Below are 26044 nucleotides of genomic sequence, written 5' to 3'. Positions count from 1 at the left end.
CCCTTTTCTTAGTTAAAAACAAGATCAGTTTTTTGAGTTAACACCTACATGTACAGTACGCCAATGGGAGGGCGTATCTCCCTCCCAAAGCCGAAAAGCGCGATAGAACGAATTTTGATCCTCATAACCAATCAGGAAAGCCACTTCTCCTATTTCAAGTGAAGGATCTGCTAAGTACTCCCGTGCAAGTTCTTGTCGGACTTGTGATAACAGCTGTTGAAAGCTTGTCCCTTCACCATGGAGACGGCGCTGCAAGGTTCTATTGCTCATTCCTAACTCAGCTGCGACAGTCTGGATGCTGGAAAGTCCTCCCGGCAGGCTACGTTTGGTGATCCACTTGACCTTCTCGATAATTGAGTGGCCAGGTTGCTGCTGATCAATGGATTGGTCCAGTACGGGAGTCAAGATTTCAAGCAATTCTGCGTTATAAGAGACAAAAGGGCGGCGAAGGTCCCTTTTATGGAGCGTCAATCTGTTACGTCTACCACCGACTTGGACCCGGCACCCGAAGTAGGTTTCAAGCGACTGAACGTCGCCCATCAAGTGTGAAAACTCAACGGATTTCGCAGTCAAGGGCTGACCAGTTCCCCTCCGTCCCAACTCTAAAAGAAACGCAAGCGTAATCCCTATTAACATTGGCGGACCCGGTTGCTCTGTATTCAACCATCCGAGTTCAATCGTACATTCGTTGTTTTCCTCTGTGATACGTAAGCTTTCAGGGGGACACAACCGTTTATACCGAATCATTCGTGTAAGTGCGTCGTGGTAGTCACGGGCGTGATAAGCTGCTAAAACAGTTGGTGGAAAATGAACTGTTTCGAATCCGGTCGTTAGCTTAATGATTCCTTTTGCAATGTCCCCTATGATATCCGAATACGCCTCCCAAATGGAGAAATATTGGGCAGTTGTGACCATTGGTTCATTGATAAGAGTGAGTGGAAGTCCAGCTCTTCGAACCACTTCATGGGGGGCAATCCCTAGTTGACGCAATCCCGACCAAAATCCTGCCGGGAATTTAATAGTTGTATAAGCCGCCATTTATCATCCTCTCCCCTAGCTATCTATAGCTTGAACAGCTGTTATTGTGTTGACCCTGTTGATAGGATAGTTATCATATTACCAACCCCATGTTGTTTTGTAACTAGCAAAAGACGACACACAACTAACTGTTTACGTCATATAACTCTTGTTGAAGTGAATAAATAGCAAATGTTAGTGGGAATCTGCGCCCGTGCACTATTGCAAATATTATTCACATTTCAAAGCTTCAACCCTCATTGGGACTGAGGCTCTTTCTTCTTGTTTCGGGCAAAATCGTTGAATATTCATTTCCCACTAAAGTAAAGAGAACTTAAAAACACTTATAAAATGGTTAAACGCATAATAGGAAAATAAATGACAAAAGATAACCATTAAGACACACGTATAATTCAGGGGTTAAGATGTGAGGGATATGCGAGGAGGATTGAAGAATGACAGTGAGAGAAGGAATACAACAAGCGAATAGAGCTACCGAACAGATAATTGAAGTAAATGATTTGATGACGGATGCAGTAGTTCATTCCTTTATGTTTACATGGCAATGGTGGTTTGGAATCGGACTATTTATTATTCCTTGGATCCTTTGGTTTCTGTTTAGGAATAAGGAAAGTACAGGCAGACTTCTTATCGGGGGCTTTGTCACCATCATTTTATCATTAATCATTGACCTTATTGCCTTGGCTTATGGGTTGTGGTCGTACCCCGTAAAATTTTCACCTATAGCTCCACTGTTATTTCTTCCCTATCATTTTTCATTAGCTCCTGTTGCCATTATGTTTGCACTTCAAATTAAACCGAGAACGAATGCACTATTAAAAGGTTTAATATTTGCTGCAATTGGGGCTTTTATAGGTATGAATTTCTTTGCCATGATTGATTTTTACGATCCAAAAGGATGGCCAACCATTTATGACTTTTTTATTTTTCTATCCCTTTTCTTTGTAGCGCATTGGTTCAGCAACATGGATAGTTTTAAAAAAATGACAGATCATTCTTGAGATATGGAAGAGAGCCTATGCTTTGTCCAAGAACGGGCGCGATTATTTAACATCGCGCTTTTTTTTGCGGAGTAAAATCATTGTAAGGAATAAAAATTTTTGAAATAATTGGTATTAAGTGAACGGGCAGTTCTGTAAAAGACTCAGTTTCGAAATATAATGATAATCTTGAAGCATTTTGGCATTAATCGTTTATATAATAAATTATCCATACCTCTTTTATGCAAGATAAGTTGAGTCAAATGAAAACCAGGGGGGACAAAGCGATGAAAACGATTGGACTTATAGGTGGAATGAGTTGGGAATCTTCAGTAAAGTATTACAAAGTAATCAACGAAGAAGTAAAAGAAAGATTAGGAGGTTTACATTCGGCAAAGTGTCTATTATACAGCGTTGACTTTGAGGAGATTGAACGCTATCAAGCTGAAGGTGATTGGGAAAATGCGGGTAGAGCATTAGGAGAAGTTGCCTCATCTTTAGAAAAAGCAGGTGTAGATTTCATCGTCATTTGTACAAATACGATGCATAAAGTCATTGATCATGTGGAGGCACGGATCAACATTCCGGTATTACATATTGCGGATGCCACATCAAAAGAAATTCAAAGGGCCGATATGAAAACGGTTGGCTTACTTGGGACTACCTATACAATGGAGCAGGATTTTTATAAATCTCGGATTCAATCTAACGGGATTAACGTGTTGGTTCCGGATCAAGAAGAAAGAAACACCATCAATAAAGTTATCTTTGAAGAGTTGTGTTTAGGGAAAATGGAACAATCATCTAAGGATTATTTTAAGGGTGTTATTCAAAAATTAGTGGATAGAGGAGCTGAAGGGATCATCTTGGGGTGTACAGAAATCGGATTGTTAATTAAACCGGATGATTCAGAAGTTCCATTGTTTGATACAACCGTTATTCATGCGATTGAAGCAGTAAATACGGCCCTAAAAAAATAAGGATTCTTAAAGTAGAGGGGCAAAGATGTGTTAATTGAGGCAACTTAGTAAAAAAGGATAGGTGGAGGGGATTATAATCGAAAACAATAATAGTAATCTCTCAAATGAAAGGTTATGGTTAAGGGAATTTACTACGAGTGATTGGATAGGTGTACATACATACGCATCACAAGAGATCGTTTGTCAATATCAACCTTGGGGACCGAATACAGAAAAAGAGTCGCAGGATTTTGTAAATAAAGCGATAAAAGACTCTACACAAAACCCAAGAACAAGGTTTGTTTTTGCCATTATATATGATGAAATGTTGATTGGAGCTGGAGAGTTTAATATAAGGGATTTTACTAATAAAGTTGGAGAAATTGGCTATATTGTTCATCCAGATTATTGGGGAAAAGGGATAGCGACAGAAGTTGCCACTCTATTAATTGATTTTGGATTTGGAGAACATAAACTTCATCGTATATATGCAACTTGTGACCCAAGGAACATAGGTTCATCAAGAGTTTTGGAGAAAGTTGGAATGACCAAAGAAGGTAGAATTCGTGAAGATTTGTTCATGAAAGATGGCTGGCGAGATTCAACACTATACAGTGTTTTGGAACACGAATGGAAATCGTAATTAACACACCTTGTTAAGCTGAAGGGGTATTAAGTGAAGAGCATGCAGCAGATCTTCGTTTTTTTATTCAAGTTATCGGGCAGGTTAATGGAATAATTCCCGTCAAAAATATAAATACTTTGGTGTCCCAAGGAGGGGAGTTGAAGTGAATAACAAATTAACAAAATCCCGAACAGATAAGTCAATAAGCGGTGTTTGTGGAGGAATAGCGGAGTATTTGGGCATTTCTTCTTTGGGAGTAAGGTTAATATTTCTTTTATTACCTGCTAATATACTTATCTATATAATTCTTGTTAATACCATGCATGACAGTCCCCGATCATTATAATTCCTTAAATATCTTATTCAAGTTTAAGGGGCAGGTTAGCGAAACGTATATGAGTTGTTTAACGTAAGAGGTTTTGAATTGCTTGGGGGTGCACTTATTGAAAATTAAGTCACGGAAAGATTGGTGGTTATCCCTTATCGTCTGGGCGACCATGATATTAGCTATTGGAAGTGGTTTTTATGCACTTTTTGATAAAACACTTAATACCTTTGATCTAATCATTACTTTCACTCTTTGTGTTCTTCTGCCATTCTTTATAATGTGGATGTGGGTAACGACCTATTATGTGGTAGACGAGAACCACTTAACCATTAGGTTTGGTCCTTTTAAAAAGATTGTTCCGTTAGACACGATAAAGTCTGTACGAAAAACAACAAACCCAATATCAAGTCCTGCGTTGTCACTAAAAAGGCTTGAGATTGTGTACGGTTACTATAACTCTGTGCTCATTTCTCCAATTAATAGAGATGAGTTTATTGAAATCCTCTCTAAACGGTGTAAGAATATCGAAATTAAAGCTTAGTTTTTTAAAAATATAGAGTGATATAGAGGTAGAATCATATGCCCAAAATAGACAATATGCTAGCCATTCTATGGATGCTTCGTTCAGGAAAAAAAGTGACGGCACAGCAAATATCAGAAAAACTAGAGATGAATATAAGGACGGTGTATCGTTATATTGATACCATTTCTACAAGTGGTGTACCGATCGTTTCAGAACCAGGACATAACGGTGGGTACTCTTTATTGAACCATTTTGTTGAGGCTCCTCTGTTTTTTGATGTTGAGGAGCAAACTTCCCTCTATCATGCGGCTGTTTTTGCAGAGGAAGCAGGATATTATGGAGGGGAAGCACTCGATAGGGCCCTTTCTAAACTCAGTCACCACTCCAATCAAGAGCAGGAAACAAAGGTAAGCCAACATGTAACGAGTCTTGAAGTCATAAGTGGATTACGTTCAGTTTCTATTGAACCTTTCTTGAAGGAGTTGGAGCAGGCCGTAGCTGACAGGTATTCAGTCGACATTCTTTATCATAAAAGTGGCGAAAAGTCATTTAGTGAAAGATTGGTCGATCCATACAAAATGATCTATTGGAATAACAAGTGGTATGTGATTGGATTTTGTCATCTTCGAAGTGATATCCGTAGTTTTAGAGTCGATCGAATGGAACGTCTGGTGCTGACTGAAAATACGTTTAACCAGCCGGAAAATTTTTCAGCACGTGACTACTTTATAAAAAGCCTTCTTCCAACGTTGGAAGATAAGGAAGGGATTATGACTTTGGTTCTTCATGGAGGGGAAAGTGCATTGGATGATCTTTGCCAACATTGGTTTTTAGGACATTATTTACAGGAACGTACCTCCAATCAAGCGGTGTTTCTTCTTGAAAAAGAGATCATACATACCTATGTACCTTATTTACTTTTACCGTACAATAGATCGATTAAAGTGATGGAGCCAGTAAGTCTTAAGAAAAGACTAATTGAGGTTCTGGCAGAGTTAATAGAATTTCATCAAGATTAATGACTTCCCTGACGCTACCTGTCAGGGAAGTTTTATTATAATGGCTCTATCAATGGTGATTGGAGTGTAATTGGATGCAAACACGAAAAGCTTTTCTATATGTATTTGATGCAATGTCGGACTGGGAATATGGTTATTTATTGGCTGAGCTAAACTCAGGCAGATATTTCAAAAAAGAGGCAGCTCCTGTAAAAGTCATGACAGTAGGAACTACTAAAGAAATGGTTACGACGATGGGAGGACTGAGCATAAAACCAGATATGTGCCTTGATGAATGTACACTTGAGAGGGAAGATCTTTTAATCTTACCCGGAGGGACTACATGGAGTGAAGACATTCATCAACCGATCTTGGAAAGAGTTGACCAAGTTTTAAAGATGGGCACGAATGTAGCTGCCATTTGTGGTGCAGTTGAGGCTCTTGCGGATAGGGGATACTTAGATACTAGAAAGCATACAAGTAATAACTTGGAATATACGAAAATGGTCTGTCCGAACTATAAAGGAGAGAAGTTCTATGAGTCGGGACCTGCGGTAGCTGATGATAATTTAGTCACGTCATCAGGAATTGCTCCTCTGGAATTTTCCATGGAGGTACTGAAAAAAATAGATGTGTTTGCGCCGGATACATTAGATTCATGGTATCACCTGAATAAGACTCATGAACCCCAATACTTCTTTCAGTTAATGAATTCAATAAGTAAATGAAGGTGCTGAAGAGCTCAATTTCTCTATTTTGTTTTGTAGAGAAGTTGGGCTTTTTATTTAGACTTTCCTGACGATAGTCCTATTGGGAAGTTTCATTTGCGTAAGATTGGGAATTAAATGAATGAAGCAACCCAACCCCCATTAATCGGATGCAACGTCCTATTCGTCACTAAATAATAGAGTGGAAAATTATGCCTATTAACTCAAGAAACGCAATAAGAGGTGATGTTTCTGGGCGTAAGCGGAAAACCTCCGTTTATTTTCTTTATAACCTGTTCAGAATACGTATACTAATTATAAAAAGCATACTTTTAGAAACTGCTAAAAGGATTTTTCTGGTCAAAGTTCGCGGAGAAAGGAGGAAACGAGAATGAAATTATTTGCTCATCGCGGAGTGAGTGGAGAGGCTCCGGAGAACACATTGACTGCGTTTAAAGCAGCAGCTGAGTCAGGTGCCCACGGGATTGAACTGGACGTACAGCTGTCAAAAGACGGCCAGATCGTCGTCATCCATGATGAAACCATCGATCGCACCACGAATGGAACCGGCTATGTGAAGGATATGACGTGGGAGCAGCTCAGAACCTATGACGCCGGAAATTGGTTTCACCCCTCTTTCAAAGGAGAGTCCATTCCTTCATTAGAGGAGGTCCTGGATGTGGTGACCACGCATCGTGACTCGATCATCATCAATATCGAGCTGAAGAACGATCAAATCGACTACCCACAGTTGGAAGATAAGGTCCTGGAGCTGCTCAAAGAAAAAGGAATGAAAGAACAGACGATTATTTCTTCTTTCAATGCCGAGAGTCTGAAAAGGGTCAGAGAGCTTGATCCTGATATTGAGACAGGTTTCCTTTTTGAAGGGATACCAGCAAATATTCTGGACCGGATCAAGCCCTTACAGGTCAACGCTATCCACTGTGAGGCGGTGTTCGCTCAATCGCCAACGGGGAGAATCGTCATGAAGATGGGAATTCCGTTGCGTGTTTTTACCATCAATACAATGGAAGAATTTCAGTTGGTGAAAAAAGCGGGTGTAGAGGTTGTCATGACTGATTATCCGGAGTTGTTTTTGGATCATCTATAGAGGCCAAAAGTGGACCGTTTTGAGGTGCTCGGACAACAAATAGTGACACCCAAACTAGAAGCCATAAAAAGTAAAGAGATTCGTCGATTGACGAGTCTCTTTGTTTTGGAATATAAATTATTTGCGACATATAAGCGAGTATGCACGAAAAAAATTATATTTCTGAAGGAGTAGTTCTGGAAACAGCCAATGCAGTTAAAGCCTTCTCAATATAACGATATACTTCGTCTGCAATCCCCAGAAATTCATCAACATCTACATGACTATCCAAGTAGCATGCATACAGATAGTCAACTAAAGCTGAATCAATGGTGCAATAATCTAATATGCCATTCTTCATCTTAGAAATGTCATCTTGCCAAACCCCTGTATCTTCTAAAACCAAAGAGTATAATGCACGAATTAATTTCTTTGAGTAACCTTTGGTATATCTGGATTTCAGGGTGTCATCATTGGCATTAGATAGAAAACCGCGAACGCGCTCCACTGCCTCTTGAGTGTCTGAATTTAAGTCTAATATGAACTCAGGTGAAATAAGAATAGGCGGTACTTCTTCACCAATATCCGTACCATATATACAAACACAGATGATCTTGATCCAGAATCCCCACTCATTGGGCTTACTTCTTACATCATCCAGTGAACAAATAACCGTATCAACCTTCGTTACGAATCGATATTTTTGTAACATCTGATCCTTCAGACATGATACTCTATCATAATCTATATCTTCTGGTCTTTCGCATACGATTGTAAAATCTGCATCAGACTCAAATGGCTTAGCAGTACCTTTAGGAATGGAGCCACACATATAAATACTGTGAATCTTCCCATTGAACTCTGAAAGTAAGCCAGCTGTATACTCCTCTACAAAAGGTTTGTACTCACTCTGAATATTGATCTTCTTTATAACCTTCTCCAAAACCATATCTGATCTCATTTTATCTCCCCCTGGTTAAAAGTCATTTTATAAATTTTTCTTTTATTGTTTTTTTCACTATCCTGCCCGTAAGCCGAAGATGCTCTGACCTAACCAAGGCGGGGCGGCTACTTGTTTAGCAAACGCCCCCGTTTGTTGAACAAGGTAATTCCTAAAAAGTATATTTTTCTTTCTTTTCAATAAAGTCTTCTTCACTTATTTCACTAAATAAGATAGATTGGAATGCTTTGAATAGTTCTTGTATTTCTTCTTGTTCATTAATCATATCAATACTTTTTTGATACTCATTTTCATCCTTATATCTTGAAATTTCTATCCATTTCGTAGCATCATCCTTACTATTTAGACACATTGTGTGAAAATCTAAATGTCTCCCGTAAATTTCTGATGCTTTTTCTTGAATTGCTAAATATTCGTCTACTTTATTTTTTTGAATATGATACTGATAAACTTTAACGAACATAACTCACTTCACCCCAATTTTATTTCTTCTTGCATTAAACTGCCCTTTACTGGAATAGAGGGTGGTTGATTGTTCAGCAAGAGTCCCTTTACTCGAACATCTAAAGAAAGACCTAAATTTATTGTCCCTTGTCATCTTCATCGATACTCTTTCCCCATTCAAATCCAGACTTCCCCATATAATAAAGAATGCCTACGGTAGATAGAATACCTAATAATGCTAAAATAAGTTCCAAATTGCTCACCCCTATATTTCCTTATTCTGTTGTTATTCAATTAACCTGCCCTTTACTTGAACAAAGGGAGGCTGGTGGCTTAACAAAGCCCCTTAAAGAAAGGATCTTTATTTCAGAGCAATATCATATAGGTAGTTCACTACATCGCCCATTCGCCAAGCGATAACAGCCATACTAATGGCAATAACTACTAAACTACCAACCTTAATCAGTTCTATTGTATCCTTCGCCAATATTTCTCTCCCCTTACATTTAGTTTCTTACACCATTAACCTGTATGATCATTGAAGAGGGTACTGCCGGCATGTAGCTGGTTTTCAGTTATTGCTGCTTTCCTATTTCACCAAATGTTTCGTATCAAGCGAAAAATCATTTTTGGTATAAACAATAAGATGTTGAAAACCACTTCAGATATAAACTCTAGAAGGGTATCTTTAAAAAATTCTTTTCTGTTTTGTTTGTTATTTTTCATCTTCTAGCTCCCCAATAATCTATAGCTTACTTCCGCTTCCTGACCTTTTATGGAATAATTGATATCATAATTATATCCTTATTTTACCACGTGGTATGTCGCTGTTCCTCAGTTTATGAAATGTTTTTTTTACGGTCAGGTAATGGACTCTCATTTCTTATCAAAACATCTTTCCCTTAAAAAAGTGTTCCATATTGGATTAAGCATCTCGTTAAAAGAAAAATGGAAAATGAATTTTCGAGATGTATCAGCCACCATTGACAGACTGATTGCCAAGAATAAAGGGTGACTATACGTTAATATGAATAGAAGAACATTCCCGGAGTGCAGGCATATCATGATTTCGTATATAGGTGAAGGGAATGAAAAAAATGTACAATGTTTCCAGTATGTACCCATATCAAAATCAAAACCAATATCATAATGATATCAATCCAGCTATGCAAAGCTATGTAAGTCGTCCTGCTCACAGAGGATATACTCCTCCCAACCATTCATTTGGTCCTGTTCATGCTGCCAAGTCAGATGCAACATTGGAAGAAACAACTATGTTCAGACCCACCGCCCCTCAGTCAAATACCTTCAAAACCAGCTATTCTAAAGAGGAAGCAGCAGCCATAGCATTACTTTTAGGTATTGATTTTAGTAAGAGTAAATTCAATTTAACTGAGTTTTGGATGGGAGTAAATACTGAGCTTGAACACGGGAAAAAATACTACCTAACAAGTGTTACAGGGGATGACCCAATCGCTACTGGGAAAATTGCATTGGCTCATTTAAACGAATTTCCTGATTATTATAGAAGGTTGAAAGTTCTTGAAGATGAGGCAAAAGCGTATTGGAACAAATGAATTTTCAAGTAGGTGGGTACATTCCCCACCTCTTGGAATGTAGTATTGAAAAACATGGAACGTGAATGATGACTTAAGTTCACCTTTCTAGCCTTAGGGGCTCATATCCTCGCACGGTGAAAAGTATCTATACTTAAAAGGTTGCAAGCGATTACAAATTTGTGTTACCTTATGTGTAACCGGTTACACAATAACCAACCAAACGAACAGGAAGTGACGCACGTGGCAACAATCAAGGATGTGGCGAGTGAAGCGGGGGTGTCGGTGGCGACGGTCTCCCGGGTGCTGAATGATAACGGCTATGTAGGAGCCGAGACGAGGAAGAAAGTGATGGGGGCGATCGAGAAGCTGAATTACAGCCCGAATGAGGTCGCACGCTCTCTCTATAAACGGGAGTCGAGACTGATCGGACTGTTGCTTCCGGATATCACGAACCCGTACTTCCCGCAGCTGGCGAGAGGGGTCGAGGATGAAGTGAGTGAGGCGGGGTTCAGGCTCCTCCTTGGTAACAGCGACGAGAACATCCAGAAGGAACTGGATTATATCCAGACCTTCGTTCAGAACAATGTCGTCGGCATGATCTCAGCGACCAATCATGTGGAGCATGATCAACTGTATAGTGAATTGAATCTCCCACTCGTCCTCCTTGACCGGACCACGGACAACTATCCGGCTGTCTATGCGGACGGCCGTAAAGGGGGGCGCCTGGCGGCAAAGACCTTAGTTGAAAAAGGGGCGAAGCGGATCACCGTCATGAAGGGACCGGCCCACGTCAAGCCGGCACAGGACCGATTCCGTGGAGCCGTCGAGTACCTAAGCGGGACGGACGTCGATTTCACCGTTATGTCCACGACGTCGTTCTCCTTTGAAGACGCAAAGGGCTGGGCAGAGGAATTGTTCGCAACCTATCCTGATACGGACGGGGTCATCGCAAGCAATGATATCGTCGGGATCGCGATTCTTCATGAGGCCTTGAGGCTCGGGAAAAAGATTCCGGAAGACGTACAGATTATCGGCTACGATGACATCCCCCAGAGCAGCCTTTCCTATCCGGCGCTCTCCACGATCAGGCAGCCGGCTTACGAAATGGGCAGGCAGGCCGCAGCACTTCTGATTAAACTGATAAAAAAAGAAAAAGACATCGATACAACGGTTCAGCTTCCGGTTGAACTCATACAGAGAAACACAACACGAAAGGGATGAAGGAAGATGAAAAAAGCGAAGATTGCCGTGATCGGCAGTTCATCCATGGATCTGGTGGTCACATCAGCGAAACGCCCCGGTGCAGGGGAAACGGTACTGGGCGACAGCTTTGACACGGTACCCGGAGGAAAAGGCGCCAACCAGGCCGTTGCAGCAGCAAGACTTGGGGCAGATGTTTACATGATCGGATGCGTCGGCGATGATCCTTACGGCCAAGAGATTTTGGAAAACTTCAAGAGTAACGGTGTCCATACAGAGTATGTGGAACCGGTTACAGGTGAGAGGTCCGGAACCGCTCATATCATCCTTGCTGAAGGGGATAACAGCATTGTCGTCGTAAAAGGGGCCAATGATCTTGTGACACCTGAGTACGTGGAGAAAACAGCCGATTTCCTTAAAACATGTGATCTCATCATGATCCAGCAGGAAATCCCGGAGGAAACCGTTGAGTACGTGGCAGACCTTTGCAACCAGATTGAAGTCCCACTGCTGTTAAACCCAGCACCGGCACGGAAGATTTCACAGAAAGTCATTGTTGGTGCCAGCTACCTGACACCGAATGAACATGAAGCAGATGTTCTCTTTAATGGAATGAAACCGTCAGAAGCGCTGAAACAATATCCTGACAAAGTCATTATCACCGAAGGAGCAGCCGGAGTCCGCTACCATGATGGAACAAAAGAAATCCTCGTTCCTTCCTTCAAAGTCCAAGTTGTTGATACGACAGGGGCAGGCGATACGTTCAATGCCGCCTTCGGAACAGCTGTGGCTGAAGGACAATCAATGGAAGAAAGCCTCCGATTCGCAAACCGCGCCGCATCCCTTTCCGTGACCGGATTCGGGGCACAGGGCGGAATGCCGACAAGAGACGAAGTGGAAAGGAAGCTGGCAGAATGAAACGACATGGCATCTTGAACAGTCACATTGCAAAAATATTAGCCGATCTCGGTCACACGGATACGATCGTCGTGGCCGATGCCGGTCTCCCGATTCCGTCAGACGTCGTGAAGATCGACCTGGCACTGAAACCGGGAGAGCCGTCCTTCCTTGATGTGGTTGAACTGTTAAAGGAAGAAATGGTCGTCGAAACCGTCACACTTGCCGAGGAAGTCGAAACAAATAAAGGGGTTCACGAACAAATGACCTCATGGTTTGACGGGATCCAGTATGTATCCCATGAAGACTTCAAGAAAGAAACACATAAGACGAAGGCCGTCATCCGCACGGGAGAAGTCACACCGTACGCGAATTGCATCCTTCACGCGGGAGTCATTTTTTAAAACAAAGGGGGTAGTAGCATGCAGATCAGCATGAAGAATATCCATAAAGCATTTGGGACGAACAAGGTCCTTGAAGGCGTGGACATCGAGATCGGGGAAGGTGAAGTCCATGCCTTGATGGGAGAAAACGGTGCCGGAAAGTCGACCCTGATGAACATCCTGACGGGTCTTCACAAGAAGGATCAGGGAACGATCACCATCGACGGGAAGGACATGACGTTCGATAATCCGAAGCAGGCTGAGGAATTCGGCGTTGCCTTCATCCATCAGGAGCTGAACGTCTGGCCGGAGATGACTGTCCTTGAGAATCTTTTCATCAATAAGGAACCGGTTACACAATTCGGTCTCATCAACACCAGAAAAATGAAAGCGGTTGCGAATGAACAGTTTAAAAAGCTGAACATTTCCATTCCCCTCACAAAAGAAGCAGGACAGTGCTCGGTCGGGCAGCAGCAAATGATCGAAATCGCCAAAGCCCTCATGACAGATGCAAAAGTCATCATCATGGACGAGCCGACGGCGGCCTTGACGGACCGGGAAATCGAGACACTCTTCACCGTCATCCGTTCGTTAAAAAAAGCAGGCGTGTCGATTGTGTACATCTCCCACCGGATGGAAGAGATCTTCACGATTTGTGACACGATCACGGTCATGCGGGACGGACGCACGGTGGATACGACGCCGATCCCCGAGACGAACTTCGATGAGGTCGTGAAGAAAATGGTCGGACGTGAATTAACAGACCGCTTTCCAAAACGCCAACCAAAGCCTGGCGAAACGATGCTTGAAGTGAGGAACCTGACGAAGAAGGGACTTTTTGAAAAAGTGAGCTTCGAAGTACGTTCAGGAGAAATCGTCGGCATGTCAGGTTTGATGGGGGCAGGCCGAACGGAAATCATGCGCACCATCTTCGGACTCGACGGACGTTATGAAGGCGAAGTCCTCGTGAACGGGAAACGGGTCACTATTAAAACACCAGATCAGGCAGTGAAGCTTGGTCTTGGATTCATCACCGAGGATCGGAAGGATGAAGGACTCGTCCTCGACTTTTCCCTGAAGGATAATATCGCTCTTCCAAGCCTCTACAGCTTTACGAAGAAAGGCTTGATCAATGATAAAAGTGAACAGGACTTTGTGGAAATGCTCATCAAACGGCTGACGATCAAAACCGAATCAGCCCGGACCCACGCAAAGAACCTTTCGGGTGGGAACCAGCAGAAGGTGGTCATCGCCAAATGGATCGGAATCGGTCCGAAAGTGCTCATCCTAGACGAACCAACAAGGGGAGTCGATGTCGGCGCAAAACGGGAAATCTATCAACTGATGAACGAGCTCACCGACCGGGGAGTCGCGATCGTGATGGTATCATCCGAGCTGCCGGAAGTACTCGGAATGAGCGACCGCATCCTCGTTGTCCATGAAGGGACCATCGCAGGAGAGCTATCTAAGGAAGAAGCCACACAGGAAAAAATCATGACATTGGCGACAGGAGGTCACGCACATGAATAACGCACTCAAAACGAATCACGTCGGCAATCTGATGCAAAAGCTCGGTCCACTCCTCGGACTGTTTGTGCTGATTGCGACCGTATCCATCATCAACCCTAGTTTTCTAGAACCCTTGAACTTATTGAATCTATTACGACAGGTCGCGATCAACGCCCTGATTGCCTACGGGATGACCTTCGTTATTTTGACCGGAGGAATCGACTTATCCGTGGGCTCGATCCTCGCCTTATCCAGTGCCCTCATGGCAGGGATGATGGTATCGGGAATCGACCCGATCTTAGCGATCCTGATCGGCTGTATCCTTGGAGCGGTTATGGGAATGGTCAACGGATTATTGATCACAAAAGGAAAAATGGCCCCATTCATCGCAACACTTGCAACGATGACGATGTTCCGTGGGTTGACGCTCGTGTACACAGACGGTAACCCGATCACAGGACTCGGCGACAGCTATGCATTCCAACTGTTTGGAAGAGGATACTTCCTTGGAATTCCTGTCCCTGCCGTCACGATGATCCTGACGTTCGCAATCCTGTGGGTGATCCTGCATAAAACCCCGTTCGGCCGAAAAACGTATGCCATCGGTGGGAATGAAAAAGCAGCACTGATCTCAGGAATCAAAGTACCACGCATCAAAGTGATGATCTACTCCCTGGCCGGCTTACTGGCAGCACTCGCAGGAGCGATCCTCACGTCACGCCTGAATTCAGCCCAGCCGACAGCGGGTACATCCTATGAACTTGATGCCATCGCCGCCGTCGTCCTAGGCGGGACAAGCCTGTCAGGCGGACGCGGACTGATCGTCGGAACACTGATCGGTGCACTTATCATCGGAACGTTAAACAACGGTCTGAACCTGCTCGGCGTCTCATCCTTCTTCCAAATGGTCGTAAAGGGTGTCGTCATCATCATCGCCGTTCTCATCGACCGAAAGAAAGCAGCGTAGGAGGGATACTATGAAAAAAGCATGGTTACTACTAATCAGTTTGTCACTCCTATTCCTGGGCGCCTGCTCCCTGCAGCCGCCGGAATGGGCAAAGCCAAATAAAAGCTCAAACCCGGAAGACATCAAAATTGGACTATCCGTTTCAACACTGAATAACCCATTCTTCGTCTCCATGAAAAACGGAGTAGAAGACGAAGCGAAGAAACAAGGCATGGAAGTCGTCGTGGTCGATGCACAGAACGACGCCGCCAAACAGATCAATGACGTAGAAGACCTCATCCAGCAGGGCGTCAACGTCCTACTCATCAACCCGACGGACTCAGCAGCTATCTCGACTGCCGTCCAATCTGCCAACAGCCTGGGCATCCCTGTCGTCACCCTTGACCGCTCAGCGGAAAAAGGAGACGTAGCCACACTCGTCAGCTCTGATAACGAAAAGGGTGGCGAAATGGCCGGGGAATATCTCGTCGAACAGCTCGGTGAAGGGGCCAAGGTTGCAGAACTGGAAGGTGTCCCTGGAGCGTCTGCCACACGTGAGCGTGGAGCCGGATTTCACAACATCGCGGATGAAAAGCTAGATGTCGTGGCCAAACAGACGGCAAACTTCGATCGTACCGAGGGACTGAATACGATGGAGAACTTGATTCAAGGGAATCCAGACATCAAAGCCGTGTTCGCTCATAATGATGAAATGGCATTGGGAGCACTGCAGGCGATCCAAAGTTCCGGACGTGACGTATTAGTCGTTGGATTTGATGGAAATGAAGATGCGATGACTAGCATTCGGAATGGCAACCTGTCTGCGACTGTTGCTCAGCAGCCTGAGAAGATTGGTTCGTTGGCCGTACAGGCTGGGGCTGATGTGTTGCAGGGGAAGAAAGTGAAGGAGAAGATTCCGGTGCCGTTGAAGTTGGTGACGGAGGAGAATATAGAAGAATCTACAGAATAAATTGTGGTGGGAAACCTCATTTGTGCATTTGTACGAATGAGGTTTTTTCCTTTGTTGATAAAAGTAGTGGAGAAACGAATTTAGCTTTTCTTGTTTGTGTTTGCTCCAAATGAAGTAGGAGTTTGACCCTGATTTTCAGTTGAATGATAACAAACCTGCTCTTCATTTTCTCCTTCAAAGGTATTTACCTTCCTCAGCTCTAATAACAACATAAATTAAGAATATTCACCTTAGGGTATCCTTTCCCAGCCCATCTCTCTATATAAAAGTTGAATACAGATTGAATCAGGAGTGAATCAAATGAGTAGATGGAGAAAATTAAATCATTGGATGTTGGATTTGGATACATTTTATCACCTGTATCTGTTGATTCTGTTGAATGCCATGTATGAGGGCGGAGTTCAGTTAGGGTGTGTGGTGCTCGGTGAAGGGCATTATATTCGGTCCATTGGGAGGACTCGAGAGGATCTGTTTTTAAAAGTGAGAATAAGGCCTTTTTGTAAGGGGTTGGTGTCGGAGAGGTATGAGTATGGGGGAGTCTATACGTTTAAGCCGATGAATGATTTAGCTTGTGGGATCAGAATGTTTGTAAAAAGGGGATGTAATGATTCTGGGATTGACCAGCTTGATAATAAAGCTGATTCCGGAATGTCTTCGTGCGGCGAAAAGCGTGTGAATCGGGTACGGAAATAAACTGCAAACAGACTAAGATCTTAGAGAAAGAATAGATATTAGAGAACACCACCAACATAGAGACGCTAAGGATGTAGATAGGGTGGAGGCGCTGATTGGACATTTGGTTATCGGGATGGATGTAATCATGATGTTTGAGTAGTTGATACGGAGAAGCTCTGGTTCGAACACGTGGAAGAGAGTATGTTCTACTAGGTGAAGAGTTGTCCAGATTAATGCAAAAAACCAAGTTGAATCCGTCCCCATTTAACCGGAGAAAAACCAAAAAAGCACTCTTGTACCAATCATCAAGATTTGAACAAAATTTTATTTTACCTCTCAATAAAATGGTTTGTCAACACGAAAGTTGTATTCTTATCAATAAAATGGTATGATTATTATCTGGTGATTTTTTACATTGAACGTTTAGTTATCCATTTTATTTATTCCGAAGGGAAATTCAAACAGTTTTTGTGAGCTTTTTAGGCAATAGTACCCGAGTGTTTATACAAGGAGGACTAATATATTGAATTTAATCAATAAGAAAGTTACACATGAGCGGTTTGGTATGGGAAGCATCGTGAATCATAGTGATACGGTAGTTGAAATCCATTTCGCCTCGGAAAATAAAAAATTTGTTTACCCGGATGCATTTGGACAGCACTTGAAGCTACATGATAAAAGTGCTGCCCATTCACTTGAAAAAATTTTACATGAGCAGGAAATGGAACTCAAAGAGGAAGAAATGCAGAAGCAAGAGGAAAAGGCACGGCAAAAAAGAAACCAGGAGCTTCGAGTGGGGCATGAAAAAAGTATGAAAAATCATAAACTTCATCCCGAATCGCAGATGGTTTACAGGTGCGATACAGAAGAACAGAGTAGCTCCTTTACAGATTGGACGGTTTCCTCTGGCGAAATAAAAAGTGGTACGAATAAGGGTAAGCCAAACAAGCCCAGTCGCTTACACCAAAACAGTGCGGTCCTGCTGACAGCGGTCGATCCCAGCATGCCTGAAAAAGACAGACGGATCTTAGGTGTCTATATGGTGAAGGATCATTTCATCGGTAAATTTTGTGAAGATGGAAATATTCCTGCCCATTCCCATTACAGACTCCAACTGACATACGAGGAATCGAAACAGATGCCTTTCTGGAAGTACTATGTCAATGAAAAATCCCCTCAGCAAACGACATGGAATACAGGCAAGTACCGATATTTTGATAATTCCTGGATGGCTCAGATTCTGCGCGACATCGTTTCATTGAAAAGTGACACGGAGGAACAAGAGCTGGCACAACAATTTCTGGACCACTTCTCTAAGATGAATCAAATAGTAGAGCAGGAGTTAAAAGAGCCGAATGGAGCATTATTGCGTACTTAGATAAGAACGCAATAATGGGGTCAGACCCTCGGTACGGTAAAGCGTTAATGTACCGGGGGGGGGCTGACCCCAATTTTTTGATGGAAATTAAGATGCGATGACTAGCATTCGTAATGGTAACCTGTCTGTTACTGTTGATCAGCAGCCTGAAAAGATTTGTCAGTTGGCGGTTCAGGCTAGGGCTGATGTGTTGCAGGGGAAGAAAGTGAAGGAGAAGATTCCGGTGTCGTTGAAGTTGGTGACGGAGGAGAATGTTGAGGAATCTGGAGAATAAAATTGATAGGAATGCCCTTCCGTATGATTGTGCGGAAGGGTTTTTTTGATGAAAGAGGCAGGTGAGGATTGGAGAACGATAGTACTTTAGTGGCCACCATTAAGGTAGCTCTATTTTGCTAATCATTGATCCCTAGTACATCTAATTCAATTTCAATTCTTTTTTTCTTTTGCTTTATTATTCTTGAAATGAATTCTTCATAACTTTCAATAGGGTAATTAGGATTAGTCTCTTTGACCGCTTCTCCAAAAACAGATGCCATATTCCGGGTGATTGCAATACTCATATCCGCTAAAGGGGTGTTCTTATAATAAATATTGTATTGTTTAAGCTGGGAGTACAATGTCTTAAGTTGGTCTAAATGGGATTCTAATTCCATTTCAGCCGTAATAGAGTAACCGGTATCAATCCGTTTGCTAATTATCTGCTGTATTTCCTCATAAGATGCTTCAGCGGTTGTAACTCCTCGCCTAATATATATTCGATTTTTTTTTAGTGACTCACTATCTTTAATAGAAACATAAGGAATTAGCTTTGGTAAGTTCGGAATAAATAAAACTTGAAATTTTTTACCCTTTAATTTGTTATATTCAGTTTCTTCATAGTTAAAATCAAATATATCAAGTGCATTTAATAGAGACTTCGGAAGTGAATTTTCTAATTCGTTAAAAACGTTTTCTTTGGGCTTGAATGATTTTAACCCTTCAGGCTCAATAACGCCGTTTTCTTCTTTAACACCAATAATAAGAAAACCGCCACCATAGTTAGCGAAAGCTAGTATATGTTTTGCTAAATTTCCTTTAACCGGCCATTCTAATTTAAAATCCAATTCATTATGTTCCCCTGACTGGTTCTCAAAAATTTCCCTAAGACCTACACGATTTGGGTCCGCTAAAAATGTCGCAAACTTCTCCTTCATATACACACCTCCTGTAAATTAACTAAATTTAAACCATACTACAAAAATAAACAAAATATTGGGGTCTGACCCTTGGCAAGGTAAAGCATTAATGTACCGGGGGTTAGACCCTGATTTTGAATTTCTATATATTTAATAACTCAACTAAATCATCGAAACTTTTTTTAGCTAATTCTGAATTGCCTTCAAAGTCATGCCATGTTTCAAAAAGAACGAATACTAATTGCTCGTAGGTTAATCCGAGCTTTTTGTGGAACTCTACCAACCAGTCATGGTGATTTAACCCATCGATTTCTGAAAGAATCATGTGCACCACTTCAGGTGTTCTATATAATAGTGAGGATAGAAACTCAGGATTAGAATATGCAGATTCTCTTAGTTCTTCTTCAGGTGATTTTTCACCTGGAAGAAAAGTATATGGCCAATTGTAAGTTTCATTAATACATTCTGATTGGTCAGCATCAAAAACGCCTATAATCTTCAACCATCTATCAAGAGCAGGAAATCCATTTAATATTTCTTTTATTTTACTTTCAGAGTCAATATCTTTTATTTCAAGTTGTGAAATAAGCTGAGGGCCATATCTTGATATCCATACCTTCGAAAATTCTCTGGCAGCCCTGTCTTCCACAAATAGAATCCCTATTTTACTTAAAGGAATCCCTAAGCTTGTAAGATATGATTGATCTTGAGGAACGATAATTTTTACATCATTTCTTAATCTTGAAATTAATTTAACATGTTGAGGTGGAATCTTACTTAGAATATTTGGTGAATGAGTAGATAAAATAACCCAAATACCTTTCTCTTCACTATATTTTGCAAAAACGTTAAGTATAGCTTCTTGAGCATGTGGTGATAAGAATGTTTCTGGTTCTTCTACAATTAAGATAGAGTTTTTGGATAGTCTATGTAATTGCCAAAGTATAAAGAATACAGATATTTCTCCTGCTCCCATCAGCTCTGAACCGTATGATATTCCATCACAATTTACAGTGAAATAAGGAACGAGTTTATCACTTTCTACCTCTACCTCGTATGTCAATATAGAATTATAAGTTTTTCCGGTAATATAGGATATGAGTTCAATTTCCTCATGTGAGGAGGATCTGGGCTCGTGTTGTGCTAAGAGCTCTCCGAGATTATCCATGTCTTGAAATAAATCAATCATTTCATTACTATATGATGAAATATCTATCCAAACTGAGTTCATTTGATCTAAATCTGGAGTGATAGTTATTTGACTGTCATTAATAGTAAGAGATCTAGAGGTAGGTTGGTTGTTTAATATTAGTTGACCAGTGATGGTAGACTCTCGTATCTTCAATAAATGAACATTAGAATTTTTAATATAATCAGGGTTTAATATTCCAAGTATTGCAGAAAGTAATGTAGTTTTACCTGCCCCATTAATGCCACAAATTGCGGTAATTCCACCATTAAAATTAATTACACCCGAACCCATGCTAGGTATATTTTCATATTTTATTGAACTTAATTTATTCGGAAAGGTTCTTGCATAAGTTCTTCGCCAATGGTCATTAACTTTAGCACTTCTCATATGTATCTACCCCAGGAGTATTTACTTACTACATCATTAATGAGGTCAGCTATTTCTTTTCTTTTGAATTTCAACTCTGCCTCTGTAATAATTTCTTCCAATATGGAGGCTTTATTGTTATCAAAGTAATCGGGATCAATATTCCTTTGTTTTAAAAATTTATAAAAGAAAATCCAAATTATTAAATCTCTTGAAACAACGGAAGTAACATTAGCCACCCTTGAACTTGCTCTATCATTGAATAATCCTAAAAGATGTTCTTCAAATGAATCTGGATGACCATAGTCATTTGAGAATATACTTAGTGGAAGTGTTTTGTTAGTTTTTCTAACTATCTCAAAATAAGAAATATATTCTCCTAATACATCTATATTTTCAAATAAAAAATTTTCATTTTCAATTTCAGATAAGAAACATAACCAAGAAAATAATGTTGCTTTATTAAATCTTATTGATAGATCAATATAACTACTTGCTTGCCCCAAAGCTTTAATAGAATTTTGGACACGAGTTATAATTAAATTATCAAATTTATCTTGAGATCTGTATTTATTAGTTATATCATTTGCATTTATTTTTTCGTAAAGAGTCCCTATTTCAAGTGTGAAACATAACTTTGCAATAATATCGTCATAGGCCATCCTTGAATTTGAAAATTTAAGTACATTTTCTGACAAACCAAAGTAAGAGAAACTTTCTACTAAACTCTTAATCTGTTCTCTTGCGGGACCAAAAAATGCATTTCTTTGTTCAGCCGATGTTAAATTAGTGGGTTGATTTAATCTGAAAAACAATTCCCCTGGTTCTTCAGGTCTGTAATCAGTAATTTTAAACAGTCTAATAGTAAATTGTTCAAACTTTCTACGCCAAACTACGGGTAGATCGTTATATTTGAAACCATGTAGTTCTTGGATATTAATATCATTAGGTTCAATAAACCCATCTATGGTTATTTTCCCATCTATAAAATCTCTAATTGCTACAAGCCTTTGTTGTCCGTCAAGTACATCTTGACGACGAGTTTCAATAACTTCTACGACGTGGATTGGGGGTACATGCCAGTCACGAAGGATACTATCAATTAGTCTTTTCTTTTTCACTTCACTCCAAACTTCACCACGTTGAAAATCAGGCTGGAGATCAATGTCACCATTTTTTATTCTCTGTACAATTGTGTAAATATCAGGGTCAGACGGAATTAATCTCAATCGGTTAGCCTCCTAAATTCACCAATTTTTCCATGTTTAAGTATATAACAATTAGAATTTACATGCTAGCATTACAAGATTGTAAAGAAATCAATAATTAATATAGTTGTACTAACAAAATACAATTTTACTACCAATTAAAATAGTCAATGAAAGATATCAAGTTACTTTGAAAATAATTTCAAAAGGGATGAAGCAGTTCATATATTAGATACTCTATTACTTTGCGTTAAAGTGTAAATGAACTGAGGGTCTGACCAGTTTCCCGTTTAAATTACTCATTATCTAGAGTGATTCAATAGAAGCAATAGATTCCTCAAAATAAAACTGTGAGTAATCATCTCTCATATGGCGCTGTATAAAATCCCTATGATATTCATTTAATATTTGAAAAACCTCTCAGTGATTGATTTCAAACTAAATGCAGGATTCAACGCAACAGATAAACCATTCCTTATAAAGACAACTATTTTTTATACTCCCCCTCCACCTTTGTTCTACCGAAAATTTCATATTAAGTTAATGAAAGGAGGAAGGTTAGCTGCCCTGCGACACCAGTTATTTAGAGAAAGTGAAGTTTTATTATTTTTATGTTCATATGTTTTCTAATAAGTCGATATAAAAGTAGTTCATATTAAAAAAATGATATAGAGGAGAATACAATGGTATTTCAAATCTCCCAATGGAACCAGACTAATAAAAATCGCACTGATTTAACAGGGCTTCTTACGCATTTAACAAGGAGGCAAGGTGCTGAAATGAGTGCTACTGATGTACTAGTAAAAATATTAACAGAAAGACAACTCCGTGGAAGTTCAAAAGGCTTTATTATCGGAGGGAATGAAGTAGTTTGCTTTCAGGATATTCCCCTATATTCAGTAGCGGAAAATGCTATAAATCATATCGAAGATTACGAATCAGGAAAAACTGGAAAGTTACGTTATGATGCCTGTGGGATTTCCTTTCATAAATCGACAATTTCTCAGCTTTATACGCTGGATAGTAATCAACGTATACCTGATTTTGGTGCTAGACCGGTAATTTATGAAAGGTCTGAACTTGCTAAGGAATTTATCCATCCAAGTCAATACTGGAGAATTGTGGATTTTGATTTAAAAGAACTTTATTTTAATGGACAGGTTACAGATTGGACACACGAACGTGAATGGAGAATCTTAGGAAGCTTAACATTTCATTATAATCTTATTACTGTTCTTCTAAGAAATGCCGAACAATATCGAGAGTTTATGTTGAAAATTGATCCAGCAATTGTTAAGCAATTAGGTGGTATTGTGGTTTTAGATGCTCTTTTATATTAATTGAATAGTTTCAGTGAGTTCATGGGTCAGAACCTGGGCGATATCGTATTATTGTATTGGGTCAGACCCTTATTGATATATAAGACCTCAATGGAATTAAGAGAGGATAACAGTTTTGAACGTAAAGAAGTATGTCTATCATTTAGAGAAAACATCCTACCTAGACCCTTACTACCTTGAGGATGAGTAGTGGCCAGAATTTTGACTTCTTATTGAAAAAGTAAAATAGGTAGGCGTTACATTGATGTAGTAATAGGGCTTAAAGCAGAGAATCATAACAAGCAAATTACGAGTCCCTTTAAAGAAAACCTAAAGGTTTGTTTGTTAAGGAGATCAGAGGGAATAAAACGGAACTGCCACTTGTTTAATATATGTAAATGGTATTAGTGGTATAATATTCCTGAAGGTTAGAAATTAAGTATGGACATCATTTCTAGAAAACAAAATATAAACACTGTTTTTTCTCACAACTTATTATTATGATTTTTATCAGGGAGAATATAAGTGATCTATCGATCCTGGTTAAAGATTAATAGATAATATTTTTAAAGTTTTAGTATTAAGTATTGATAGTAACTTACTTTGAACGTTTAAATAATATAGCTTTGAGGTTATACGGAGGAAATAAGAAATGGATAAAATATCGAGAATAGTAGTTAAAAGATTTCGTTCAATTATAGATTTAGAAATAAATTTGAATGTTGAAAATAATTATATGAGTTTATGTGGAGAGAATAATTCAGGTAAAACCAATACATTAAGAGCATTAGATATATTTTTTAATCCAGATAAATATATTGCTGAAAATGACTCTCCATATCATAAAATTGAAGGTACTAGAGGTGGCGCTGTATTTCCTGAGATTTTGATTGATTTTGAGACTACTCAAAAACAAACGATTAGAATTATTAGGAAATTCGATAAAAGAGGTTTGGAGCATACAGTTGGTATTAAGAACGCAAGAGCAAAAAAAATAGAGAGAATCAAGATGACGGAAAAAGAAATAAAAGAATATTTAGATTCATTTAGTTTTTTCTTTATTGAATCAATAAATATTTCAACACCTCAAGTAATAAACAATATCATAGATGACATATATGATTTAGAGTATGCTAAGAGTCAATTTAGAGGAGCAAAAAAAGAATTAAAAGATGCTTTTGATAAATATGTTGAAGGTTTAGATTCTATTTTGCAACAACTTGCAGACGAAATAAACCCGAAGTTTAAGGAGTATAAAGAAAATTGGGGGGTTGGATTTGATATCCCTAATGACATTAAGAAGTTCAGGGATTTAATTACAGATGATATAGATTTTTATATAAATGATAGATCAAATAAACGAATAGATGGTAAAGGAGCAGGTTTACAGCGATTAGCACATATCCTTTTACATTTTAAAATAATTGAAAAGATAAAGAATAAAAATGTTATTTTCCTTATTGATGAACCTGATGTCTACTTACATGAAGGATTACAAAAAAAACTATATAGAGATTTAAAACAATTGGGAAAACATGTTCAAACTTTTGTAACTACTCACTCTCAAATATTTATTGATACATATCGATTAGAAAATGTATATCTTTTAGAATTACAAATATCATCACAATATTTTAAAAGGAGAAAACGAGACTACTCTATTTTAGAAACTAAATTAGTAAATTTTAATGAAGATACGGGTAAAGAAAAAATTAGAGAATATTTAGGTATTAGCATTGAAGACTATGAAGTATTACAACAATATAATATTTTAGTTGAGGGTGAAACAGATAAAAAGTATATTCATGAGTTAATAAAATACTTTGATTACGAAGCTCCAAACATTATTGCAGCTCATGGAGCCGATAAAATTATTGGGTACTTAGAGTTTTATGACTCCTATTACCGTAATATTAAGCAAAAAAGTTATAAACCTAAAATCCTAGTCATCTTAGATAATGATTTAAAAGGTAGAGAAGTATTTAAAAAAATAGGAGGAACCAAAAGTGGGAAATATAAACACATAAATGTATTTTGCATGTTTGTTCCAAATTTTTTGGGGGAAATTACAGAAGAAAAATTCCAACCAGATTTGCAAATTGAAGATTTATTGTATCCGAAAGTCCTTGTATTTTTAGTAAATCAACTATTGAAAAAGAAAGATTTAAAGTCTATTAATGAGAAAGATGTTATCGATAAAATTGAGAAACCTGCACACAAAAATAAAGGCATTCTATATCTTGTTGAAAATTTAAAAAATGATAAAAATCCAGATGATGGACAAACTATTAGCTTCACTAATTCTTCAGGTTCGTCAGATCAAATCAAAACTGGAATCGTAGGTTCTTTTAATATTATGGGGAACCCAAAGTTAGCTGAATTACTAAATGAGGAAAAAGAAAAATACGTTGAAGTTGAAAAGTTTATTAACAGAATAATAAATTCATCAACTTATTTTTCAGATGAAATATAATAAGTGGTTAAAAGATAATTAATTATTAGACTTAGTGACGATACTTATCTATGAAAAAAGTGTCAATAAATTAGTGAGATTTATTTAAGTTAAAAAACCAACACCTATATACACACTTATAGTGTGGGCTAACTAGTATTC

26 protein-coding genes and 1 pseudogene are annotated in these 26044 nt (G+C 39.4%); 20 read left to right on the top strand and 7 right to left on the bottom strand.

Translation table 11 applies throughout. The annotated features are described in order from the left end of the window. Positions 1 to 24 precede the first annotated feature (24 nt). Positions 25 to 1038: an AraC family transcriptional regulator gene (locus tag M1J35_RS19850; protein WP_254652080.1), complete on the bottom strand. Its 1014-nt coding sequence runs from the start codon at positions 1036 to 1038 to the stop codon at positions 25 to 27. Between the two features lie 434 nt (positions 1039 to 1472). Here M1J35_RS19850 and M1J35_RS19845 point away from each other — a divergent pair, with 434 nt between their 5' ends. The 8 genes from M1J35_RS19845 to M1J35_RS19810 all read left to right on the top strand — a co-directional run bounded on the left by M1J35_RS19845 (position 1473) and on the right by M1J35_RS19810 (position 7269). Further along, positions 1473 to 2039, top strand: coding sequence for a CBO0543 family protein (locus M1J35_RS19845; protein ID WP_254652079.1), 567 nt, complete (start codon positions 1473 to 1475; stop codon positions 2037 to 2039). A 266-nt stretch (positions 2040 to 2305) separates the two neighbouring features. Then, a complete protein-coding gene (locus tag M1J35_RS19840) occupies positions 2306 to 2998 on the top strand; it encodes an aspartate/glutamate racemase family protein (protein ID WP_254652078.1) in 693 nt (230 codons plus the stop codon). Between the two features lie 61 nt (positions 2999 to 3059). Beyond that, positions 3060 to 3620 carry a GNAT family N-acetyltransferase gene (locus tag M1J35_RS19835; protein WP_254652077.1) on the top strand — a complete coding sequence of 187 codons (561 nt, stop codon included), beginning with the start codon at positions 3060 to 3062 and terminating at the stop codon, positions 3618 to 3620. Positions 3621 to 3765: 145 nt separating this feature from the next. Then, positions 3766 to 3948, top strand: a complete 183-nt coding sequence (locus M1J35_RS19830) for a PspC domain-containing protein (RefSeq protein WP_224522274.1) — start codon at positions 3766 to 3768, stop codon at positions 3946 to 3948. Between the two features lie 97 nt (positions 3949 to 4045). Then, positions 4046 to 4471, top strand: coding sequence for a PH domain-containing protein (locus M1J35_RS19825; RefSeq protein ID WP_224522275.1), 426 nt, complete (start codon positions 4046 to 4048; stop codon positions 4469 to 4471). A 38-nt stretch (positions 4472 to 4509) separates the two neighbouring features. Then, positions 4510 to 5472, top strand: a complete 963-nt coding sequence (locus M1J35_RS19820; protein ID WP_254652076.1) for a helix-turn-helix transcriptional regulator — start codon at positions 4510 to 4512, stop codon at positions 5470 to 5472. 74 nt (positions 5473 to 5546) lie between these two features. Beyond that, positions 5547 to 6179: a type 1 glutamine amidotransferase family protein gene (locus M1J35_RS19815; RefSeq protein ID WP_254652075.1), complete on the top strand. Its 633-nt coding sequence runs from the start codon at positions 5547 to 5549 to the stop codon at positions 6177 to 6179. A gap of 370 nt (positions 6180 to 6549) precedes the next feature. Beyond that, positions 6550 to 7269 (top strand): glycerophosphodiester phosphodiesterase, encoded by a 720-nt coding sequence (locus tag M1J35_RS19810; protein ID WP_254652074.1) that lies wholly within the window; start codon positions 6550 to 6552, stop codon positions 7267 to 7269. Positions 7270 to 7423: 154 nt separating this feature from the next. Here the strand turns inward: M1J35_RS19810 and M1J35_RS19805 are convergent, their stop codons facing one another. The 3 genes from M1J35_RS19805 to M1J35_RS22735 all read right to left on the bottom strand — a co-directional run bounded on the left by M1J35_RS19805 (position 7424) and on the right by M1J35_RS22735 (position 9140). Then, complete coding sequence (locus M1J35_RS19805; RefSeq protein WP_254653811.1) at positions 7424 to 8197, bottom strand: nucleotidyltransferase domain-containing protein; 774 nt, start codon at positions 8195 to 8197, stop codon at positions 7424 to 7426. 163 nt (positions 8198 to 8360) lie between these two features. Continuing rightward, positions 8361 to 8672, bottom strand: coding sequence for a hypothetical protein (locus M1J35_RS19800; protein WP_254652073.1), 312 nt, complete (start codon positions 8670 to 8672; stop codon positions 8361 to 8363). Between the two features lie 342 nt (positions 8673 to 9014). Continuing rightward, complete coding sequence (locus tag M1J35_RS22735; protein ID WP_256503919.1) at positions 9015 to 9140, bottom strand: hypothetical protein; 126 nt, start codon at positions 9138 to 9140, stop codon at positions 9015 to 9017. 601 nt (positions 9141 to 9741) lie between these two features. Between M1J35_RS22735 and M1J35_RS19795 the strand changes: the two genes are divergently transcribed. The 10 genes and pseudogenes from M1J35_RS19795 to M1J35_RS19750 all read left to right on the top strand — a co-directional run. Further along, a complete protein-coding gene (locus tag M1J35_RS19795; protein ID WP_254653810.1) occupies positions 9742 to 10230 on the top strand; it encodes a DUF5661 family protein in 489 nt (162 codons plus the stop codon). 222 nt (positions 10231 to 10452) lie between these two features. After that, positions 10453 to 11433: a LacI family DNA-binding transcriptional regulator gene (locus M1J35_RS19790; RefSeq protein WP_079533693.1), complete on the top strand. Its 981-nt coding sequence runs from the start codon at positions 10453 to 10455 to the stop codon at positions 11431 to 11433. A gap of 6 nt (positions 11434 to 11439) precedes the next feature. Continuing rightward, positions 11440 to 12330, top strand: coding sequence for a ribokinase (gene rbsK, locus M1J35_RS19785; RefSeq protein WP_254652072.1), 891 nt, complete (start codon positions 11440 to 11442; stop codon positions 12328 to 12330). Further along, complete coding sequence (gene rbsD / locus M1J35_RS19780) at positions 12327 to 12713, top strand: D-ribose pyranase (RefSeq protein WP_254652071.1); 387 nt, start codon at positions 12327 to 12329, stop codon at positions 12711 to 12713. The genes rbsK and rbsD overlap by 4 nt, the downstream gene beginning before the upstream one ends. 18 nt (positions 12714 to 12731) lie before the next feature. After that, positions 12732 to 14222, top strand: a complete 1491-nt coding sequence (locus M1J35_RS19775) for a sugar ABC transporter ATP-binding protein (RefSeq protein WP_254652070.1) — start codon at positions 12732 to 12734, stop codon at positions 14220 to 14222. Continuing rightward, positions 14215 to 15168 (top strand): ribose ABC transporter permease RbsC, encoded by a 954-nt coding sequence (gene rbsC / locus M1J35_RS19770; protein WP_034756545.1) that lies wholly within the window; start codon positions 14215 to 14217, stop codon positions 15166 to 15168. The genes M1J35_RS19775 and rbsC overlap by 8 nt, the downstream gene beginning before the upstream one ends. Positions 15169 to 15178: 10 nt before the next feature. Beyond that, on the top strand, positions 15179 to 16117 hold the full coding sequence (gene rbsB / locus M1J35_RS19765; protein ID WP_254652069.1) for a ribose ABC transporter substrate-binding protein RbsB: 939 nt from the start codon (positions 15179 to 15181) through the stop codon (positions 16115 to 16117). Positions 16118 to 16417: 300 nt separating this feature from the next. Continuing rightward, positions 16418 to 16810: a hypothetical protein gene (locus M1J35_RS19760; protein WP_254652068.1), complete on the top strand. Its 393-nt coding sequence runs from the start codon at positions 16418 to 16420 to the stop codon at positions 16808 to 16810. Between the two features lie 505 nt (positions 16811 to 17315). Next, positions 17316 to 18170, top strand: coding sequence for a malate synthase (locus M1J35_RS19755; RefSeq protein ID WP_254652067.1), 855 nt, complete (start codon positions 17316 to 17318; stop codon positions 18168 to 18170). Positions 18171 to 18246: 76 nt separating this feature from the next. Then, positions 18247 to 18444: pseudogene (locus tag M1J35_RS19750) on the top strand (D-ribose ABC transporter substrate-binding protein); the annotation flags it as partial. Between the two features lie 118 nt (positions 18445 to 18562). Here M1J35_RS19750 and M1J35_RS19745 read toward each other — a convergent pair. The 3 genes from M1J35_RS19745 to M1J35_RS19735 all read right to left on the bottom strand — a co-directional run bounded on the left by M1J35_RS19745 (position 18563) and on the right by M1J35_RS19735 (position 22132). Beyond that, complete coding sequence (locus M1J35_RS19745; protein ID WP_254652066.1) at positions 18563 to 19363, bottom strand: AlbA family DNA-binding domain-containing protein; 801 nt, start codon at positions 19361 to 19363, stop codon at positions 18563 to 18565. A 124-nt stretch (positions 19364 to 19487) separates the two neighbouring features. After that, positions 19488 to 20924: an ATP-dependent nuclease gene (locus M1J35_RS19740; protein WP_254652065.1), complete on the bottom strand. Its 1437-nt coding sequence runs from the start codon at positions 20922 to 20924 to the stop codon at positions 19488 to 19490. Then, entirely contained in the window at positions 20921 to 22132 is a 1212-nt protein-coding gene (locus M1J35_RS19735; protein ID WP_254652064.1) for a DUF262 domain-containing protein, read from the bottom strand. Before M1J35_RS19735 ends, M1J35_RS19740 begins: the two co-directional genes overlap by 4 nt. Before the next feature lie 662 nt (positions 22133 to 22794). Between M1J35_RS19735 and M1J35_RS19730 the strand changes: the two genes are divergently transcribed. After that, entirely contained in the window at positions 22795 to 23451 is a 657-nt protein-coding gene (locus M1J35_RS19730) for a hypothetical protein (protein ID WP_254652063.1), read from the top strand. 631 nt (positions 23452 to 24082) lie between these two features. Continuing rightward, the gene (locus M1J35_RS19725) at positions 24083 to 25903 is read left to right on the top strand and encodes an ATP-dependent nuclease (RefSeq protein WP_254652062.1); all 1821 of its coding nucleotides are present in this window, start codon (positions 24083 to 24085) and stop codon (positions 25901 to 25903) included. The last annotated feature ends 141 nt before the right edge of the window (positions 25904 to 26044 follow it).

Origin of the sequence: Rossellomorea sp. KS-H15a (genome assembly GCF_024195245.1) — a bacterium.
Lineage (GTDB): Bacteria > Bacillota > Bacilli > Bacillales > Bacillaceae_B > Rossellomorea > Rossellomorea vietnamensis.
Note: the sequence above shows the minus strand (reverse complement) of the source record. Positions and strands in the feature narration are given on the sequence as shown.